This is a genomic window from Chryseobacterium wanjuense (assembly GCF_900111495.1).
Taxonomy (GTDB): domain Bacteria; phylum Bacteroidota; class Bacteroidia; order Flavobacteriales; family Weeksellaceae; genus Chryseobacterium; species Chryseobacterium wanjuense.
The window spans coordinates 31345-49570 of the sequence record NZ_FOIU01000005.1 but is presented as its reverse complement, the minus strand read 5'-3'; the positions used below and the strand labels follow the sequence as shown (position 1 = coordinate 49570).

Here is an 18226-nt window from a genome sequence, read left to right as displayed (position 1 = left end):
TCCGACGAAAGATATCCACAAACAGTTCAAAAATCCTTGCGGACTTTGTATTAAAAACAAGCAACAATTTTTTGTAAACATTTTTTAACACAGATAAAATTAAAAATTCATAGCTTTAATTTTTATTTTAAAATAAATTCATGAAGAAATATATTCTGATATTGGTTTTAATGCCTTTGCTGTTCTTTTCACAGAAAAAGATTTCAAAAGAAGAAATGGAGGTGAAAAAATTCCAGAAAGAGCTCAATGCCGAATATTTGAATCCTAAAGAAACACCACTTCGAGGAGATAATTTTACAAAATTTAAAGAGCATCCGTTTTTTCCGTTTAATTCAAAATACAGAATCACCGCAAAATTTGTCCGAACAGAAAACGCTGAACCGTTTGATCTTCCGACATCTTCCGGGAAAACAAAATCTTATAGAGAATATGGTAAAGCAATATTTAAAATTGACGGAAAATCTTACACACTTACATTATATCAAAGTTTAGATTTAATCAAACAGGAAAAATACAGGAATTATCTTTTCCTGCCTTTCCGTGATGCGACCAACGAAAAAGAAACCTACGGCGGTGGAAAATATATGGATCTTACGATTCCGAAAGGAAATATGATCATTCTGGATTTTAATAAATCTTACCAGCCTTATTGTGCTTACAACGCCTACGATTACAATTGCCCGATCGTTCCGGATGAGAATAAATTACCGGTTGAAATTCGCGCAGGAGTAATGTATGAAGATATTTATCATCATTAATCTATGGTTAGCCTAAAATTTTTTAATGAAGAAGATTTTCCTGAAGTAAATTATACTTTGGATGAACTACAGTTGCAATACACTTCACCTGCAAAATTTGCACTGGCAAGAATAAAAGAACGAAACACTGATCTGGAATTCCCCATTACCATTTTTAATGACGAAAAACCAGCCGGATTTTTTGTGCTTGATTTCGGGGAAGACAAGCTGGATCTAACGGATAATCCCAATTCCACATTGCTGAGATCATTGTCTGTAAATCCCGCACTACAGGGAAAAGGAATCGGAAAAGAAGCAATGCTGCAGATCGATGATTTTATCAGAAAACATTTCAAAGATTGTGATGAGATTGTATTGGCTGTTAATCAAAATAACATTTCTGCGTACGAATTGTATGTAAAAACAGGTTACCATTACGATGGAAAAACCAGAATCGGCCGAAGCGGACCGCAATATTTGATGTTCAAAAAACTGTAAAACAGAATTCAGATTCAATAGGAACGGGCTTTAGCCCGTTTATTTAATAAAACTCAAAACGGCTTTAGCCAAAACTTAATAATTATCAAACTTTAAGAAATTTTTAATCAAAATTTTCATGTTTGGCGTGATACTTTCAGCTAACTTTGAGTAACATCAAATAATAAAACATGGAAATATCACTTCAAAATCAGGTTGCTGTGGTCACAGGAGCCTCCAGCGGAATTGGTTCAGGCATAGCAAAATCACTGGCTTCGGCGGGAGCTGTTGTCATTGTGAATCACTCTTCGGAACGATCTACGGATGAAGCAAATGCTGTTCTAAAGGAAATTACTGATGCCGGAGGAAAAGGAATCACCTACCAATGCGATGTTTCCAAAGAAGATCAGGTCGTGAAGATGTTTCAGGAGGTAGTTTCCGAATTTGGGACGGTGGATATTCTGGTCAACAATGCCGGAATTCAGAAAGATGCAAAATTTACGGAAATGACTTTGGATCAGTGGAACGCTGTGATCGGAGTCAATCTTACCGGGCAATTTTTGTGCGCCAGAGAAGCGATCAAAGAATTCCTACGACGCGGAATCGATACTTCACGTTCGGTTGCCTGCGGAAAAATCATTCATATCAGTTCGGTTCATGAGATTATTCCCTGGGCGGGTCACGCCAATTATGCGGCGAGCAAAGGGGCGATCAGAATGCTGATGCAGACTTTGGCGCAGGAATACGGAGCAGATAAAATCCGGGTCAATTCTATTTGTCCGGGAGCGATTCAGACGCCGATCAATACCAATGCGTGGAATACTCCGCAAGCACTGAATTCTCTTCTTACCTTAATTCCCTACAACAGAATCGGGCAGCCGCAGGATATCGGAAATCTGGCGGTTTTCCTGGCGAGCGATCTGTCGGATTATATTACCGGAGCGAGTATTTTCGTAGACGGCGGAATGACGACTTTCGAGAGTTTTTCCACGGGAGGGTAGTTTTTGGGCGCACATTTCCGGCTTTCACTACTCGCTTTTTTGTGCCTTGCTTTTGCCGGGGCTTACAAAAAGAGCTCAGACAGGCCGTTCAATCCGGGGCGCGAATAGGCATCATAGAAATAGCAGTCGCTTGAAAAGTCACTTGTCAATTGTCAATTCGTTTCACTTGTCAATAGTAATAGAATTTAAAATTCACCATTCACTTGCGCAGCAAAATTGGCTTGCAACGCAAATTCACAACAAAAATAGTATGAAAGAAAAAGAAAGACTATCCGATATTTCCTGGAAAAAATGGGGACCTTATGTCAGCAACCGCGAATGGGGAGTGGTACGCGAAGACTACAGCGCAGATGGCGATGCATGGAATTACACGACTCACGACACAGCCGAAGCGAAAACCTATCGTTGGGGAGAGGAAGGAATCTGCGGAATCTGTGATGACTTCCAGAAGTTGGTTTTTTCCGTCGGTTTTTGGAATAAAAAGGATAAAATGGTGAAAGAACGATTCTTTGGCCTCACAAACGGACAGGGAAATCACGGGGAAGATGTAAAAGAATATTTCTATTACCTGGATTCTACACCTACTCATTCTTACATGAAAATGTTGTATAAGTATCCGCAAAATGCTTTTCCCTATGAAGATTTATTAACGGTAAATGCCACAAGAACCAAAGAAGAAGCGGAATATGAATTGCTCGACACCGGAATTTTTGACGAGAATGAATATTTCGACATTTTTATTGAATACGCCAAAGAAAGCCAGAATGATATTTTGGTAAAGCTTACCATCATCAACAAATCCGAAAATGAAGCCCCGCTAGTCATTTTACCGACAGTTTGGTTCAGAAATACATGGAACTGGGGATACGACGATTACAAACCCCAAATGACATCCGAGGAAGCAACTTCCATAAAAGTAAATCATAAAGATTTGGAAATCAAAAATGTTTATGCAAAACAATCTGTGAAAGTTCTTTTCTGTGACAATGAAACCAATAATGAGAGGCTTTATCAATGTCCGAATAAATCAAAATATACCAAAGACGGGATCAATGATTTTGCAGTCAATGGAAATTCTCAGTCCGTTAATCCGAAAGATTTCGGAACAAAAGCTTCATTTTTTATTAATGAAAAATTTAAATCAAAAGAAACAAAAATATTTGAATTCAGAATTTCTGATAAAGAGCTAAAAAAGCCATTTGACGATTTCAATGACATTTTTGAATCAAGACAAAAGGAAGCAGACGAATTTTATGCTGAAGTCCAGAAAGGAATAAAAACAGAGGATGAAAAACTCGTTCAGAGACAGGCTTTCGCAGGAATGCTCTGGAACAAAATGTTCTATCATTACAACGTCGAAAAATGGCTGAAAGGTGACCCTGCAGAAATTACCCCACCCAAATCCCGCCAAAAAATCCGGAATTTTGAATGGAAACATCTCAATAATGAACATATTGTTTCCATGCCCGATAAATGGGAATATCCTTGGTATGCAACCTGGGATCTGGCTTTTCACACGATAAGTTTTTCCATAATTGATCCTGATTTTGCCAAACATCAGCTCAAATTGTTCCTTTTCGAATGGTATATGCATCCGAACGGACAGCTTCCGGCCTACGAATGGAATTTCAGTGATGTGAATCCTCCCGTTCATGCCTGGGCGGTTTTTAGGGTTTTTAAAATTGATGAATATTTAAAAGGCGAGCCAGATTTAGAGTTTCTGGAAAGTGCTTTTCAAAAGCTGTTGATGAATTTTACCTGGTGGGTCAACAAAAAAGACAGCAACGGAAACAATATTTTCGAAGGCGGATTTCTTGGGCTCGACAATATTGGGGTTTTTGACCGGAATTTACCGCTTCCGAACGGAGAACACCTCGAACAGTCCGACGGTACAAGCTGGATGGCCATGTTTGCCCTGAATATGATGAGAATTGCTCTGGAATTAGCCCTTTACAACAGTGTTTACGAAGAAATGGCAATGAAATTTTTTGAGCATTTCCTCTACATAGCCAATTCTCTCGACAATATGGGTGATGAGCATTTCAGTCTTTGGGATGAAGAAGACGAATTTTTCTACGATGCGCTGGCTTCCAGTGATGGGAATCATATGTATTTGAGAATGAGAACGGTTGTTGGTCTGATTCCGATGTTTGCGGTTGAGGTGATTGATGATGAAATGATTGAAAATCTCCCAAATTTTAAAAAACGAATGGAATGGGTATTGGAAAATAAGCCTGAATTAGCTGCTTTGGTTTCCCACTGGGAAGTAAAAGGTCAGGATTCTAAGCATTTACTTTCCCTGTTGCGGGGGCATCGCTTGAAAAGACTGCTTCACAGAATGCTGAATCCTGATGAGTTTTTAGGCGAGTTCGGCGTTCGCGCTTTATCGAAAGAGTATGAAGAAAATCCCTATACTTTAAAATTAAACGGCACCGATTATATCGTAAAATATACTCCTGCAGAAAGTGATAGTGGACTTTTTGGGGGAAACAGCAATTGGCGCGGTCCGATTTGGTTTCCGGTCAATTTTTTAATTATTGAAAGTTTACAGCGGTTCTTTTTTTATTACAGTCCGGATTTTCTGGTTGAATATCCGACTGGAAGTGGGAATTTCCTGAATCTTGATCAAATTGCAGATGAATTAAGCAAAAGATTATCCAAAATATTTTTAAAAGATGAAAACGGAAACCGCCCTGTCAACGGTCAATATCCAAGATTTCAGACGGATCCGGATTTTAAGGATTATATTTTATTTTACGAATATTTTCACGGAGACAATGGCCGTGGAGTAGGAGCCTCCCACCAAACGGGATGGACGGGACTGATTGCAAAAATCCTCATGCCAAGATTTTCGAAAAAGGAAATTGCAGAATCGGAAACGGAAATGCCGGATGATGCGAAGTGATGCGAGGTGCGGGCTTCGAGGTTTTGGGGTTCGGGATTCGGGATTCGGGGTGGAAATTGGGATGGTTATTTTTTTCTGAAAGTTTGAGAGAAATGAAATTTTTTGCTGAAAATGAACTTTGTCAAAGTTTTAAACTTTGACAAAGTGTGCGTTGCTGAACAATTTTTTAAGATTTATTCAAATATTTGTTGAATGACTTCTAGGGAAGTCGGCGTTTTGAAATCTGTAATATGATAATGATAATACACCAGAACACTATCCAGAAAATCTTTCCTGAAAGTGGAATGTACTTTTATCACATACGGATTTTCCGCATACAGAATGGCTTTCCAGATGGTTGAGATGTCTTCACTGAATAGCTGATGTGTGAGTTCTTGCGAAAAAGTTCCGGTTTCCGGATCGAGGAAATTTCCTTCATTAAGCAAAGGCGCAACGCCCTGAATTTTTAAAATTTTAATTAAAAAAACTAAATGCGACTGATAATTTTGATGTTCTAATTCGTCAATAAATTCTTCTAAACAAAAGAAAATAGTAGGATTTTTATTTTCGTGCTTTAAGTTTTGATTTAAAAAATCTGAAATAAAGAAAACAACCGAGTTACATTTAATATCCATGTAAATATCGTTGCTTTTTACCAGTTCAAATTTTGAAATGGTCTGTATTCCGTTGCCTTTTAAAGGATTTAAAGAAAAATTAAACTTACTCAATGGCAGAAGCAGGGCTTTTTTCTTATTTCTTTTGGCGTAGATTCCCTTTAAAAAATAAGACTGAAAGCCATCTTCCTCTGTAAAACAATGCAAAACCGCATCATTCTCTCCGTACTTTATGTATGATAATAAAAATCCGTTTTGTGAATTCATTAATTAACCACAGCTATCTTTGCAGTAGCTTTATCTGAGCCGTCTTCGTTTGTCATAAGTACAAAATATACTCCTGAAGCCACTCTTACGCCTCTTTGATTATTAAGATCCCATTCGTAATATCCACCTCTTGCCACCGCTGAATGTACTACGTTTCCAGCTGCGTCGGCAATTCTGATATTGGTAATTTCCGCTAAACCTTTAATGGTAACTTTTCCTTTAAACTGAGTATAAACGACAGGATTCGGATATACCACAACATTTCCGAAATCGGATGTCACATCTGCAACATCACCCTGATAGGTTACAATTCCGTCGTAGGAAACAAAATAAACTTTTCCGGTTTTTCTGTCTACTTTAATGTCTGTAATGCTATTAGTCGGTAACGGTGAATTTTCTTTGGTAAAATGTTTAATGGTCTGCTGTCCGTCCGGAGAAAGGTAATACACACCACCACCATCTACAGAAACCCATTTGTGATCACCTGCATCTACTTCGATCTGAAGGATCTGTGAATCTCTGAAAAGCTCTTCACCCAAACCGTTTTGTTCGATAATGATGGGTTCTACAGTAGCCGTTGAAGGAGTTTTAATTTCTGAAGCAGCATTAGGTAAAATCCTTAAACCGGCATCTGATCCTATCCATGCATCACCGGATTTATCTACGGCTACGGAAACTGTTCCATTGGAGTTTGATGCAAAACCATTGGATTGATTCAAGATATATTCCGTATCATCAGATGTATTGATGGTTTTTTTATAGTCGTATGCCAGAAAGCTACTTACCCTGGGTAGAGGCATCCACAATAAGCCCTCATAATACAAAGGTTTTTGAGCAGCACCACCTGAAATAGTTGTATTCTTTATAAGAAAAGTATCGGTTGCCCTGTCATAAGCACCAACGGCTGTTAAAGGTCCCTGAGCAGCACCTTCTCCGGAAAAGGCTATAGATGTAAATAAATTATTTGAATCATCAAAAGTAAGACCTACAGGACGTCTTGTATAAAAGTCTGAAGTTCCTAAATCATAATTTTTGGTGAATGTAAAATCTTTACTTCCGGAATTGTATTTCATTTTATAAATACCACGTCCAGTAGAGTTGTTATAATTTGTAAAGAATATATCATCAGGATTTACGGGATCTGAGACAACGTCCAGAATATTAAATCTTGTTGTATTTCCTATAAAGTAGGAAGGATAGATCCATTCCATTCCGTTGAAATAATAGAAGCCGGGATTTCTTAGGTTATTAATAGGAGTGTTGAATCTGTTTTCTCTTCCTCCACTTGATACCAAAAGTTGGTTTTCACCGAATAAACTTATTTTATAAGCATAATTAAAATAAGGACCATCCGGCTTGAAAGAATTGTTGCTTTCATTTTTTATTCCTGATAAAATGGTTCCGCCATAAACGCTGCTTCCCACAGTAGTCGCGGTATTGCACTCTTCTCCAAACGTTACGGTATTGGTGAAATTTCCATTGGTATTGAATGTATAAACCCTGTTCTGATCGGTAACGATAATGTTGTTGGAATTAACCACTACATCATGAACATTTGTAAATGCCTGTGAAAGCGGTACCGGTACTCCTCCGTTGTACAGATAACCTGTAGTCGGTGATGAGAAACTTAAAATACCTTCAGAATCAATATGATTATATGAACCAGCCATCTCAACAGTCCATGTTGAATACACAGGGAAAGTAACGTTCATTTCATGGCTTTTAAATCCTGTATTGGATACAGCATACACTTTATTGCCAAAAATTGTTGCTTCGTTGCTGGCCTCATACGTTCCTCCGGATAAGAAAAAAGCAGAGTCTTTAAATTCTTTCTTTTTAAGGTCAAAAATAGAAACACCATATCCTACAGAAATCACCGCAAGATCTCCTGTAATCGAAATATGATTAATTTTTTTACTTCCATTATATCCTGTTGCGATCGGAATGTCTACGACATACGTAACTCCGTCCGGTGCAATAACGTCCAAAGCACCGTTCTGGTAACCAACCAGCCCGATCTTTGTCTGCGGGTTATAATCGAAGGCTGAAATTTTCACTTCATGTAAGCCGTTGGCTTTCGACAGCTTCGTAATTTCACCTGTTGATACTGTATAATAGAATATTCCGTTTTCTGCGGCTGCAATGAGTCTTCCATTATCTTCTTTCATGGCAAGAACGTTGTTGTACGAAAACAGATCCGTCCATTTTTTTGAAGAAATATTCTGTGCATTTACAAATTGCAGGGATGCTAAAATACCAAGAGAAATTAAAGAGATTTTTTTCATGCTTATGCTATTATGCTGCTGTCTATTACCTGATTATTCCAGGAAATATGTTTTACGTTTTTGTCTGTATCAAAATAAAAATCTATCCTGCCCAAAAGAAGACCTGCCCATCCCACCTGATTGACCAGAACATTTTTACCTTGTCTGTTGGTAAAAGTCTGTGGTTCGGGCAAGAAAGTATGAGTGTGCCCTCCCAGAATAATATCAATATTTTCTGTTTTGGCGGCTAAAATTTTATCACTTACTTTATTAGGTTCATCTTTATAATCATAGCCGATGTGTGAAAGGCAGATGACAAGATCACATTTTTGTTCGGTTTTCAGAAAGTTGGAATAATGCTGAGCCACCTCAATCGAATCCGAATAAACAGTTTCCCCGTATTGCTTTTTGCCAACCAATCCATCCAGTTGAATTCCCACTCCGAAAAGTCCTACTTTGATTCCGTTTTTATTGAAAATCTTGTATTGAGACGTCTTTCCGTCGAGAACTGTATTTTTAAAATCATAATTTGAACAGATAAAAGGAAACTGCGCATTTGGCAACACCTTTAAAAACCCGTCCAAACCATTATCAAAATCATGATTTCCCATGGTGGAAGCGTCGTACTTCATCATGGACATTAACTTAAACTCCAGTTCACCCCCAAAAAAATTGAAATAAGGAGTTCCCTGAAAAATATCGCCTGAATCAAGAAGCAACACATTGCTTTCCTGATTTCTGATCTGCTGAATTAAGCTCGCCCTTCTCGCAAAACCACCCTGATTGGGACTTTTGGTATAGCTTGCGTCAAAAGGTTCTATTCTGCTGTGCTGGTCGTTGGTGTGGAGAATGGTTAGTTTCTTTGTGGATTTCAGATCAAGAATGTTTAATTCTTCCGCCATCATCATATTCGGAGCTAAAGCCATTGCTAAAGTTCCACCACCTATTGCTTTTAAAAACTTTTTTCTATCCATCACTTTTTACCGATAAAATTTAAACGAACATCTGTGTTGGCCACCACTTCAGGATTTTTCTTAAAATAATCAATAAAAAGATCTCTTAGTTTAATTCCTGTCGGGGTCGATTCTCCTTTAGCGAAAAATTTCATATTATCACCACCCAAAGCCAGATAATCAGATGTTGCGATGTAATAATCCTGAGTAGGATTTACCGCTTTTCCATTGATTAAAGTTTTGGTTAATTGTCCGTTATTGGTTTCAATGTACAAATGAGAAACCGGATTATTCACCTGAGTTTTTGCATAATAATCAAAAAGCCCCTGCAAATCCGTTCCTTTCATTTTTACAATAATCACTTCATTTTCGAAAGGCATTACTTCAAACACACTTTTCAGGAGAATATCACCTTTCCCGATCGTTGTACGGATTCCTCCGATATTGATCAGTGCGGCATCGACATTTTTTTGAAGATTTTTTTTCGCCCATTCATCAGCTCCATCGAAGGTGTAGTCTGCTAAAAGATTACCCAGATTACTATTGTCCCCCTGTTTTGTAAGGTCTGTATTGGTATGGGAGATTTTCTGATTCATCTCTTTATCCAATTTTTGCTTATAAGGTTCAATAATTTTTACAAACTCCTCATCATTTTTTAGCTCATTATTAATAGAAATATTTTTCTGAGTCTGTACATTCGCCACCTGCAGCGGAGAAGCCGTCTTACAAGCGGAAAGGGCAGTCAGGGCAATTCCTATTAACAAGAATTTATTTTTCATATGCAGCAAATAATTTTTATTAAAGGTCATACGTAATCGCCAGAACCTGTAGTGTTTTTGAAAACAATTTCGGTCATAGAGATTTCATAATATCTTTTAGTATATGCAAATATAATTATATGTATAATAAAACATTATTATTTATTATAAATTCTTGGTGTAAATTATTAAATTTGACAAAAATAATTCGAACAGATGAGCATTTTAAAAGGAGTAGGTGTTGCGTTGGTGACACCCTTTAATGAAGATTTATCCGTGGATTTCGACAGTTTGACAAAACTTGTGGAATACAACATTGAAAACGGAACCAATTATTTAGTTGTTTTGGGAACTACGGCAGAGGCTGCAACGCTTTCTGAGGAGGAGAAGAAACAGGTAATTGAGCATGTCATTAAGGTTAATAATAAACGTCTTCCACTCGTGTTGGGAATCGGCGGAAATAATACTCTTGAAGTCAAGAAACAGATCGAAGAAGCAGACCTTTCTGCGTTTGAAGCAGTGCTTTCTGTGTCTCCATATTACAATAAACCTAATCAGGAAGGGCTTTATCAGCATTATAAAGCATTGGCTTCCACAGGGAAAAATATCATTATTTATAATGTTCCTTCGAGAACAGGACAAAATATTGAGGCTGAAACGACTATACGTCTGGCTAAAGAATTCCCGAATTTATTCTTAATTAAAGAAGCCGCACCAAATATTTTACAGTATTTTGATATTTTGAGAAAAAAACCAGAAGGATTTTCTCTTGTTTCGGGTGACGATGAATTTACACTTCCTGTAACTTTGGCAGGTGGAGATGGTGTGATTTCCGTAATTGCACAGGCATATCCAAAGGAATTTTCTACAATGGTTCAGTTGGCTTTCGACGGAAAAGTGAAGGAAGCCTACGAAATTCACAATAAATTAGTCGACATCACAAGATTGATTTTTGCGGAAGGAAATCCTTGCGGAATTAAAGTGATTTTGACTGAAAAAGGAATTACTAAAAATTATTTAAGACTTCCTTTAGTTCCAGCTTCAGAAGGGCTTTATGCTAAAATTAAAGCTGAAATGGCGAACATTTAAAAAGTGAATGGTCAAAATTGTGAAAAGCGAATAATCAATTGTGAATTTAATAACAAGTTGTTTACATTTTATAATTCATTTGCAAAGTAAAATTGACAATTAACAAAACATATAAGGGGGTGAAAAGTCTAATGCTTTTCCCCTTTTTTATTGATTTTTTTTGCTGGTAAAAAGTCTTTTATCAACTTTAAAACATTAAACTTTAAAAAAATTAAAATAAAAATGAAATTAATAGAAGCAACAGAAAAGGATATTCCGTTGATTCAGGATTTGGCAAGAAGATCCTGGGAGAACGCGTATGTAGGAATAATTTCAAACGAACAAATAGAGTATATGCTGAGCGAAATGTACTCGACAAAAGAGATTTCTGAGCATCTTCAGAATCCGAATTATCATTATTATCTGATTTTGGATGAGAATAATAACTCTTTCGAAGGTTTCATCGGCTATGAACATGGCTATGAAGAGGGGACAACAAAACTTCACCGAATCTATCTTGTTCCCGAAAGTAAAGGGAAAGGATTCGGAAAAGGAGCATTGGATTTTTTAAAAAGTAAAGTTTCCGAAAGTGGAGATGGAAGAATTATTTTAAACGTTAATAAAGAGAATTCAGCTAAAAATTTTTACGAATCTCAAGGGTATAGAGTATATAATGAATTGGTTTTAGATATTGGACGAAACTTCGTAATGGATGATTATCAAATGGAGTTATTAATTCACAAATAATTGACTTAAAATTCTGTAACATTTTACTGTAATTCTATAAAAGGTGATCTATTATTTTTGTGCAACTTTGTACAAGAACCAAATCACTCATAACAATACATTCATATGCTTGGTTCTAAGCTATCTTAGCTTTTTATCAGTATATTTTTTTTCATCCTTAGTGTTTAAATTCCTGTATTCCACAATGCAGGAGTTTTTTTTGTTGAAGTATGTTAAGATAAATTTATATAACTAATTCACTTTTTATTGAAATAATTTATTATATTTACGTAAAATTTGACACACTTATTAAGGATGAAAATGTACGTAAAATTTGATTTCAATGCGCTTTGTAAAAAGGTGTTGGATGAAAAACTCAAAGAGCATGGGTTGAAATACCGGCTCCTGAATTTTGGAGAAGTAGAATTTTATGAATCGCTTACCCAGGAACAGCATAAAATTTTCAAGAAAAATCTTGAAGATTATGGAATAGAAATCATAGAAAGTCAGAAAACAGCTTTAGTTCAGAAAATTAAAGATGTTATTGTGGAGCTGGTTTTTTCAAATGACATTATTCCCGTGAAAGCTTCGATTTATATCGCAGAAAAACTGAATCACAGTTATGGATATTTATCCAATCTGTTTTCGGAAGTGACGTATACTTCGATAGAAAATTTTATTATCCTGCAAAAAATTGAATACGCAAAAGAGCTGATTATCAGAAATAAACAAAGCTTAACAGAGATTGCACACAGACTGAATTATTCGAGTGTGGCACATCTGAGCACTCAGTTCAAAAATACGACAGGAATCACGCCTTCTCTGTTTCATAAAATTGTAACCAAGAGAAGAAAAGTGCAAAGTATGATCGGTAATATTGAAATGCAGTATGAATAAGGAATACCTGAATGTAATCCTGGTAGATGATGATGAAGGAAACCAGATTTTTTTTAAAAATATATTTAAAGATTTAAAAGTAGGAGTTAAGGTTCAGATATTCAACAATGGTAGGGATTTGATGAATTTTTTAAACAGCGAAGATGCATTGATTCCGGAAATTTTATTCATGAAATATGATATTCCGAAGAAAAATAGCCTAGAATGTCTGGAAGAGATTAAAATTGATTTCAGATTTGATCAGATGGTTAATGTCATTTATTCTGACGAGCTATCAGTAGGAGAGGAGGAAGATGTTTTTGTAAAAGGAGCCAATGTTTTTATGAAAAAGCCTGATAATTATGCGGATATGAAAAAAGTTCTTTCAGAAATCATTACAATCAATTGGCAATATCACACATCGGGCTTAAACAAAAATAATTTTATCATGAAGGTGTGAAAAAAATACTTTTCTTCTTTCAGGTTTGAAATTTAATCTTTATATTTGCTACGTTAATATTCACAACAGGGTGATAATTTTATAATTAGTAAATAATATAAAAAATAATCCTGCATAATTAACACTTTTGTATTGTAGAATTGTAACACAAATTTGCTATATAAAAAACAATGAATGAATGGAAAAATAATTGTTTCATCTAGAAACTAAATTATATAAATCACAATGTTAGTTAAACAAAATGAATTATATCAATTTCCAATTAGAAAGCGTAGAAGATCTTTAAACAAAACGGTACAATCATGAAAACTTAAAAAGTAGTTAGAGGATATCTATTCGTTTCATAAAAAATCCTTTAACGAAAAAAAACAGTTAGTTTTTATAATAAACAAGTTGGAAACATAATTCATTTTGTTTTTTTATTAGAATAAAGCTTTAATAATCAGAATAATATAAATATTTTCACACCACATCACAAAATATTAAACTGAAAAAAATTAAAGTAATTATTAAGAAGCAAAGTAATTTCTTCAAAATAACAGTTTTATAAGGGGGACCGCGGAAAGATTTTCTTTTTGCGGTTTTTTTATGAGATTTTGCCCCATTTATTTTTTCCTTTATAATTCCTCAAATAGTAATTTTTAATAATCTGATTGTCTGGTCTGGTTAATAAAGGATCGGCTTCCAGGATTTTTTCCACCGTATTTTTCGTTGTTTTAATAATCGCTGAATCATTCACCAAATCCAGTCTTTTAAAATCTACAACACCGCTTTGCTGGGTTCCCAGAATATCTCCGGGACCACGAAGCTGCATATCTACTTCAGAAATTTTAAATCCGTCATTGGTCTCAACCATCGTTTTGATGCGGGTTCTGCTGTCGCTGGATAACTTGTCGGAAGTCATCAGAATACAATAGCTCTGTTCCGCGCCTCGGCCAACACGCCCACGAAGCTGATGAAGCTGAGACAACCCAAATCTTTCGGCACTTTCAATCACCATCACAGAAGCGTTCGGAACGTTGACACCTACCTCGATTACCGTTGTGGCGACCATAATTTCAGATTTTCCCGAAGCAAAATAATTCATGGCAGCATCCTTTTCATCGGGCTTCATTTTTCCGTGCAGCATGGTGACGTTATATTTTGAAAAATTATCCATTACGTTCTCAAGGCCTTCCATTAAATTTTTATAATCCAAAGTCTCAGACTCCTCAATAAGCGGATATACAAAATAAACCTGCCTGCCTTTTTGAATCTCTTCACGACAGAAATTATACACATAAGCACGATCTTTTTCCCGCCTGTGAGCAGTAATAATCGGTTTTCTGCCAACCGGCATTTCGTCGATCACCGATACATCGAGATCAGAGTAGAAGCTCATCGCCAGTGTTCTCGGAATCGGAGTGGCAGTCATTACCAGAATATGCGGCGGAATTTTATTTTTTGCCCAAAGTTTGGCTCTTTGCGCGACACCAAATCTGTGCTGTTCGTCAATAATTGCTAATCCAAGATTTTTAAATTTCACTTTATCTTCCAAGACAGCGTGTGTTCCCACCAAAATAGAAAGTTCACCATTTTCCAGTTCTTTATGAATAATTTTCCGTTCGGCAGCTTTGGTCGAACCGGTGAGAAGTCTCACATTCACTTTGGTTTCTTTTAAGAGATCTTTAATTCCGTTGTAATGTTGCTGGGCAAGAATTTCTGTGGGAGCCATCATACAGCTCTGGAATCCGTTGTCTAAAGCAATAAGCATGGTCAACAAAGCCACCATCGTTTTTCCCGATCCCACATCTCCCTGCAGAAGCCTGTTCATCTGGATGGGCTTTTTCATATCCAAACGGATTTCTTTTAAAACTCTTTTCTGAGCTTCTGTTAAATCAAACGGAAGATGATTTTCATAGAAATTATTGAAATGATCGCCTACAATTGGAAAAGGATTTCCTGCAGTATGGCTTTTATGATGAAGTTTTTTTAAACCATATCCCAACTGGAAAAAGAAAGATTCCTCAAATTTCAATCGATAATTGGCCTTTTCAAAGTGTTCCATATCTTTTGGGAAATGAACATTAAGATAAGTATGCTGTCTCGATAAAAACTTAAAGGCTTTCATCAGATAATCCGGAAAATTTTCATGGATAAGATTGGGAATTTCCTTGCAGATATTTCTTAAAATGGTCTGAAAGAATTTCTGGTTTAATCCTCTTTTGGTTAATTTTTCCGAACTTGGATAAATTGGTTTTAATCGGTTGTCTGTATCTTTTTTTTCCTCGATTTCTATTTCTGGATGTGGCATAGAAAACTGGTTGTTGAAAACATTGATCTTGCCGAAAATATAAATTTCCCGATTGATCGGAAGCTGTTCCTTCATCCATTTTGAATACTGAAACCAAACCAGATCCATCGTGCCGGTATCATCATTGAATTTCGCGGAAAGACGTTTTGTTTTTCCCGTTTGTATTTCCTGAACGCTTGTGATTTTTCCTTTTAATTGAACGTCTGTACTGACGTCTTTTAACTGGGCAATTTTATGAACTTTACTTTTGTCCAGATAACGGATAGGGAAAAAGTTTAGAAAATCTTCCACGGTGGAAATTCCCAACACATTTTTGATGAGTTTGGCTTTTTCGGGACCGATTCCTTTGACGTATTCTATGGAGGTTTCAAGATTCAATTTTATCTGAGATTCGGGTTTCGAGATCCAAATGTTGAATGAAAAAACAAAGGTTCGAATTTCGGTAAAATAAAAAAGACTTCCAAAAAAAAATGAAAGTCTGATGATTTTTTATAAGTGTGTTTAAACTTTTTCTTTTAATCACAAAAGTTTTTTGACAAATGAGTCACATTATATTTAAATTTAAAACTTAAATATAAGATCACACGAAATGAAAATCGGAGATTTTTACAAATATTGTTTCTTGTTTATAGTTCAATAATGAACTTAAGATAATTGTGTTATTCTTTTGTACTGAGAAAAATCATTAAATCTCATCAATTCTGGATTTGAATTTCTTCTGATAGTCTTCCCATTGCTGTCTCGTCCGGATTTTTTTGAAAAGATTTTTTGAAATTAATTCCAGATAAGGTTCCAGTTCTTTTGCCGATAATTCTCCTTGCAAAATGGTAATCGGTCCGCCGTTTTCATCGAGAAAAACAGTACTCGGAACTGCTCCCACATTCATATATTCTGTGAATTCATGTAAAGAGTTTCTTCCTTTTTTTTGTTCAATATTCGGATTTGAGAATAGGCGTCCGAAAATTTCAAACGATTTTTTTTCTTCAGCATTAAATTTTACAGCATAATAATTTTGATTTAAAATATCAGTAATAATCTGGTTTCCGTAGGTTTTTTTATCCATGATCTTGCATGGTCCGCACCAGTCTGCATAAAAATCAATCAATATTTTTTTAGGATTTTCTTTCTGCGCTTTCAAGGCCTCATCAATGGTCATCCACTTTACCTGCGCAAAGCTGAAGTTTAACCAAAAAAGTAGGATTATGCTTATAATTTTCTTCATAATTTGATATTTAAGTAAAAATAAGCATAATTTACTTATTTTTATTTTACATCCTGCATTAATTTTTTCACGTAAGGAGAGATCAAAATTAATACTACGCCGGCAATTACCGCATACAATCCTAATTGTTTATATCCATCGGTATAAGTGATAAAAGCATCATAGTTGGATGCCCCTTTCTTTTCTGTTGCCATGCTTGCCCCTATGATTCCTGCGACATACTGTCCGTAAGCTGAGGCCAAAAACCACATTCCCATCATCATTCCCTGAAGATTTTTAGTGGAAAGTTTAGTCATAATCGATAATCCGATGGGCGATAAACAAAGCTCTCCTAAAGTAATAATGAGTAAAGCGAGGGTAAAGAAGTTTAGTGATGTAATTCCTGCGGCATTTACAAAAAGTCTTGTAGCAAATAATACATAATACCCCAACCCCAGGAAGATAAATCCTAACCCGAATTTGATGAGCGTATTCGGCTCAATTTTTCTTTTGTTCAGCCATATCCAAAGCAACCCAATTAATGGAGCCAGGAAAATAATAAAAAACGCTCCTCCGGAATTATTTACACCATTTGGATCTAAACCGAGAAGATCTTTATTTAAGTTTTTGGCGGCGAAAATACTCAACGAACCTCCGCTTTGTTCGTAAATTCCCCAGAATAAAATCGAAAATAAAATGAAAACCAAAGCTGCCCAGAGTTTTTTGCGCTCCGAAGGGGTTACTTTCGTCATTTCGTAGAAAAGATAAAGAAGGGTAAGAGGACCCACGGTATACATAAAATAGTTTGTATACTGTGTTTTTGCTACCATGATCATAATGATCGGAATAAAAATTAATGATAAAACATATACTCCGTATTCCTGCCATTTGGGTATGGGAGCAGATTTTACTTCTGCCATAGGATGTCCGGGCTGAAGTCCGATTGTTCCAAGTCTTTTTTGAGTGAAAATGAAATTTATTAAGCTCACAACCATTACGATTGCTGCTAAACCAAAAGCTACGTTCCATCTCATGTTTTCTGGGATAAGGGAAGTAAGAATTTCTCCTTTTCCTATGGTAATACAAAGATAACCACCCAATAAAGCACCAAGATTTATTCCTGCATAGAAAAGTGAAAATCCTGCGTCTGCTCTTGAATCATTGGGCTTATAAAGCTGTCCCACCATTGAGGAGATATTAGGTTTAAAGAACCCCGTACCTACAACAGTAAAGGAAATTCCAAGGAAAAAGAACTTATGCGGATCTGCTGCCAGAATTAAACTTCCGATGATCATTAAAAGTCCGCCCCAGAAAAGAGATTTTCTGAAACCTAAAATTTTATCAGCAAAAAGACCTCCTATAAAAGTGAATGCATAAACAAATGCCTGTGTTGCGGCATATTGAAGATTAGCTTCTTTTTCATGTAAATTTAATTGTGAGATCATAAAAAAAACCAGCATCCCACGCATTCCGTAAAAACAGAAACGTTCCCACATTTCGGAGAAGAAAAGGCTCCAGATCTGGCTTGGGTATTTTCCTTTGAAGTCTTGTATTTCGTCTAAAGTTAAACTCATAATGGTATATGATTAAGTTTTAATAGGGGTATAATTCTTGACACATTGTGTCACATTTTATTTTTGATAAACA

General features: G+C 36.0%; 15 protein-coding genes. 8 read left to right on the top strand and 7 right to left on the bottom strand.

All coding sequences use genetic code 11. The annotated features are described in order from the left end of the window. Positions 1 to 140 precede the first annotated feature (140 nt). From BMX24_RS19610 to BMX24_RS19595, 4 genes are all read left to right on the top strand, one after another. Complete coding sequence (locus BMX24_RS19610; RefSeq protein WP_089795893.1) at positions 141 to 758, top strand: DUF1684 domain-containing protein; 618 nt, start codon at positions 141 to 143, stop codon at positions 756 to 758. Positions 759 to 761: 3 nt separating this feature from the next. Beyond that, positions 762 to 1235: a GNAT family N-acetyltransferase gene (locus BMX24_RS19605; protein WP_089795891.1), complete on the top strand. Its 474-nt coding sequence runs from the start codon at positions 762 to 764 to the stop codon at positions 1233 to 1235. Between the two features lie 170 nt (positions 1236 to 1405). Then, entirely contained in the window at positions 1406 to 2215 is an 810-nt protein-coding gene (locus BMX24_RS19600) for a glucose 1-dehydrogenase (RefSeq protein ID WP_089795889.1), read from the top strand. A gap of 250 nt (positions 2216 to 2465) precedes the next feature. Next, complete coding sequence (locus BMX24_RS19595; RefSeq protein WP_089795887.1) at positions 2466 to 5120, top strand: MGH1-like glycoside hydrolase domain-containing protein; 2655 nt, start codon at positions 2466 to 2468, stop codon at positions 5118 to 5120. Between the two features lie 173 nt (positions 5121 to 5293). Here BMX24_RS19595 and recO read toward each other — a convergent pair whose 3' ends face one another. The 4 genes from recO to BMX24_RS19575 are packed head-to-tail and all read right to left on the bottom strand — an operon-like array spanning position 5294 to position 9976. Continuing rightward, on the bottom strand, positions 5294 to 5980 hold the full coding sequence (recO, locus tag BMX24_RS19590) for a DNA repair protein RecO (RefSeq protein ID WP_089795885.1): 687 nt from the start codon (positions 5978 to 5980) through the stop codon (positions 5294 to 5296). After that, a complete protein-coding gene (porZ, locus tag BMX24_RS19585; RefSeq protein ID WP_170835759.1) occupies positions 5980 to 8265 on the bottom strand; it encodes a type IX secretion system anionic LPS delivery protein PorZ in 2286 nt (761 codons plus the stop codon). Before porZ ends, recO begins: the two co-directional genes overlap by 1 nt. Before the next feature lie 2 nt (positions 8266 to 8267). Continuing rightward, positions 8268 to 9218: a bifunctional metallophosphatase/5'-nucleotidase gene (locus tag BMX24_RS19580; protein ID WP_089795883.1), complete on the bottom strand. Its 951-nt coding sequence runs from the start codon at positions 9216 to 9218 to the stop codon at positions 8268 to 8270. Next, entirely contained in the window at positions 9218 to 9976 is a 759-nt protein-coding gene (locus BMX24_RS19575; protein WP_089796077.1) for a 5'-nucleotidase C-terminal domain-containing protein, read from the bottom strand. The genes BMX24_RS19580 and BMX24_RS19575 overlap by 1 nt, the downstream gene beginning before the upstream one ends. Before the next feature lie 195 nt (positions 9977 to 10171). Between BMX24_RS19575 and dapA the strand changes: the two genes are divergently transcribed. The 4 genes from dapA to BMX24_RS19555 all read left to right on the top strand — a co-directional run bounded on the left by dapA (position 10172) and on the right by BMX24_RS19555 (position 13085). After that, on the top strand, positions 10172 to 11044 hold the full coding sequence (gene dapA / locus BMX24_RS19570) for a 4-hydroxy-tetrahydrodipicolinate synthase (protein ID WP_089795880.1): 873 nt from the start codon (positions 10172 to 10174) through the stop codon (positions 11042 to 11044). 222 nt (positions 11045 to 11266) lie between these two features. After that, positions 11267 to 11770 carry a GNAT family N-acetyltransferase gene (locus BMX24_RS19565; protein ID WP_089796075.1) on the top strand — a complete coding sequence of 168 codons (504 nt, stop codon included), beginning with the start codon at positions 11267 to 11269 and terminating at the stop codon, positions 11768 to 11770. A gap of 294 nt (positions 11771 to 12064) precedes the next feature. Further along, positions 12065 to 12646, top strand: a complete 582-nt coding sequence (locus BMX24_RS19560; protein WP_089795878.1) for a helix-turn-helix domain-containing protein — start codon at positions 12065 to 12067, stop codon at positions 12644 to 12646. Then, positions 12639 to 13085 (top strand): response regulator, encoded by a 447-nt coding sequence (locus tag BMX24_RS19555; RefSeq protein WP_089795876.1) that lies wholly within the window; start codon positions 12639 to 12641, stop codon positions 13083 to 13085. The genes BMX24_RS19560 and BMX24_RS19555 overlap by 8 nt, the downstream gene beginning before the upstream one ends. A 586-nt stretch (positions 13086 to 13671) precedes the next feature. On the opposite strand, the gene recG is transcribed toward BMX24_RS19555, so the two are convergent. The 3 genes from recG to BMX24_RS19540 all read right to left on the bottom strand — a co-directional run bounded on the left by recG (position 13672) and on the right by BMX24_RS19540 (position 18153). After that, positions 13672 to 15789 carry an ATP-dependent DNA helicase RecG gene (recG, locus tag BMX24_RS19550; protein WP_394332547.1) on the bottom strand — a complete coding sequence of 706 codons (2118 nt, stop codon included), beginning with the start codon at positions 15787 to 15789 and terminating at the stop codon, positions 13672 to 13674. A gap of 274 nt (positions 15790 to 16063) precedes the next feature. Then, positions 16064 to 16600, bottom strand: coding sequence for a thioredoxin family protein (locus tag BMX24_RS19545; RefSeq protein WP_089795872.1), 537 nt, complete (start codon positions 16598 to 16600; stop codon positions 16064 to 16066). Positions 16601 to 16641: 41 nt separating this feature from the next. Beyond that, on the bottom strand, positions 16642 to 18153 hold the full coding sequence (locus BMX24_RS19540) for a peptide MFS transporter (RefSeq protein WP_089795870.1): 1512 nt from the start codon (positions 18151 to 18153) through the stop codon (positions 16642 to 16644). Positions 18154 to 18226: the final 73 nt, after the last annotated feature.

Coding starts and splice junctions, on each gene's coding strand:
- BMX24_RS19560 (WP_089795878.1), top strand. CDS start 12,065: ATGAAAATGTACGTAAAATTTGATTTCAATGCGCTTTGTAAAAAGGTG.
- recO (WP_089795885.1), bottom strand. CDS start 5,980: ATGAATTCACAAAACGGATTTTTATTATCATACATAAAGTACGGAGAG.
- BMX24_RS19545 (WP_089795872.1), bottom strand. CDS start 16,600: ATGAAGAAAATTATAAGCATAATCCTACTTTTTTGGTTAAACTTCAGC.
- BMX24_RS19575 (WP_089796077.1), bottom strand. CDS start 9,976: ATGAAAAATAAATTCTTGTTAATAGGAATTGCCCTGACTGCCCTTTCC.
- BMX24_RS19555 (WP_089795876.1), top strand. CDS start 12,639: ATGAATAAGGAATACCTGAATGTAATCCTGGTAGATGATGATGAAGGA.
- BMX24_RS19595 (WP_089795887.1), top strand. CDS start 2,466: ATGAAAGAAAAAGAAAGACTATCCGATATTTCCTGGAAAAAATGGGGA.
- BMX24_RS19610 (WP_089795893.1), top strand. CDS start 141: ATGAAGAAATATATTCTGATATTGGTTTTAATGCCTTTGCTGTTCTTT.
- BMX24_RS19600 (WP_089795889.1), top strand. CDS start 1,406: ATGGAAATATCACTTCAAAATCAGGTTGCTGTGGTCACAGGAGCCTCC.
- BMX24_RS19540 (WP_089795870.1), bottom strand. CDS start 18,153: ATGAGTTTAACTTTAGACGAAATACAAGACTTCAAAGGAAAATACCCA.
- dapA (WP_089795880.1), top strand. CDS start 10,172: ATGAGCATTTTAAAAGGAGTAGGTGTTGCGTTGGTGACACCCTTTAAT.
- BMX24_RS19605 (WP_089795891.1), top strand. CDS start 762: ATGGTTAGCCTAAAATTTTTTAATGAAGAAGATTTTCCTGAAGTAAAT.
- BMX24_RS19565 (WP_089796075.1), top strand. CDS start 11,267: ATGAAATTAATAGAAGCAACAGAAAAGGATATTCCGTTGATTCAGGAT.
- BMX24_RS19580 (WP_089795883.1), bottom strand. CDS start 9,218: ATGGATAGAAAAAAGTTTTTAAAAGCAATAGGTGGTGGAACTTTAGCA.
- porZ (WP_170835759.1), bottom strand. CDS start 8,265: ATGAAAAAAATCTCTTTAATTTCTCTTGGTATTTTAGCATCCCTGCAA.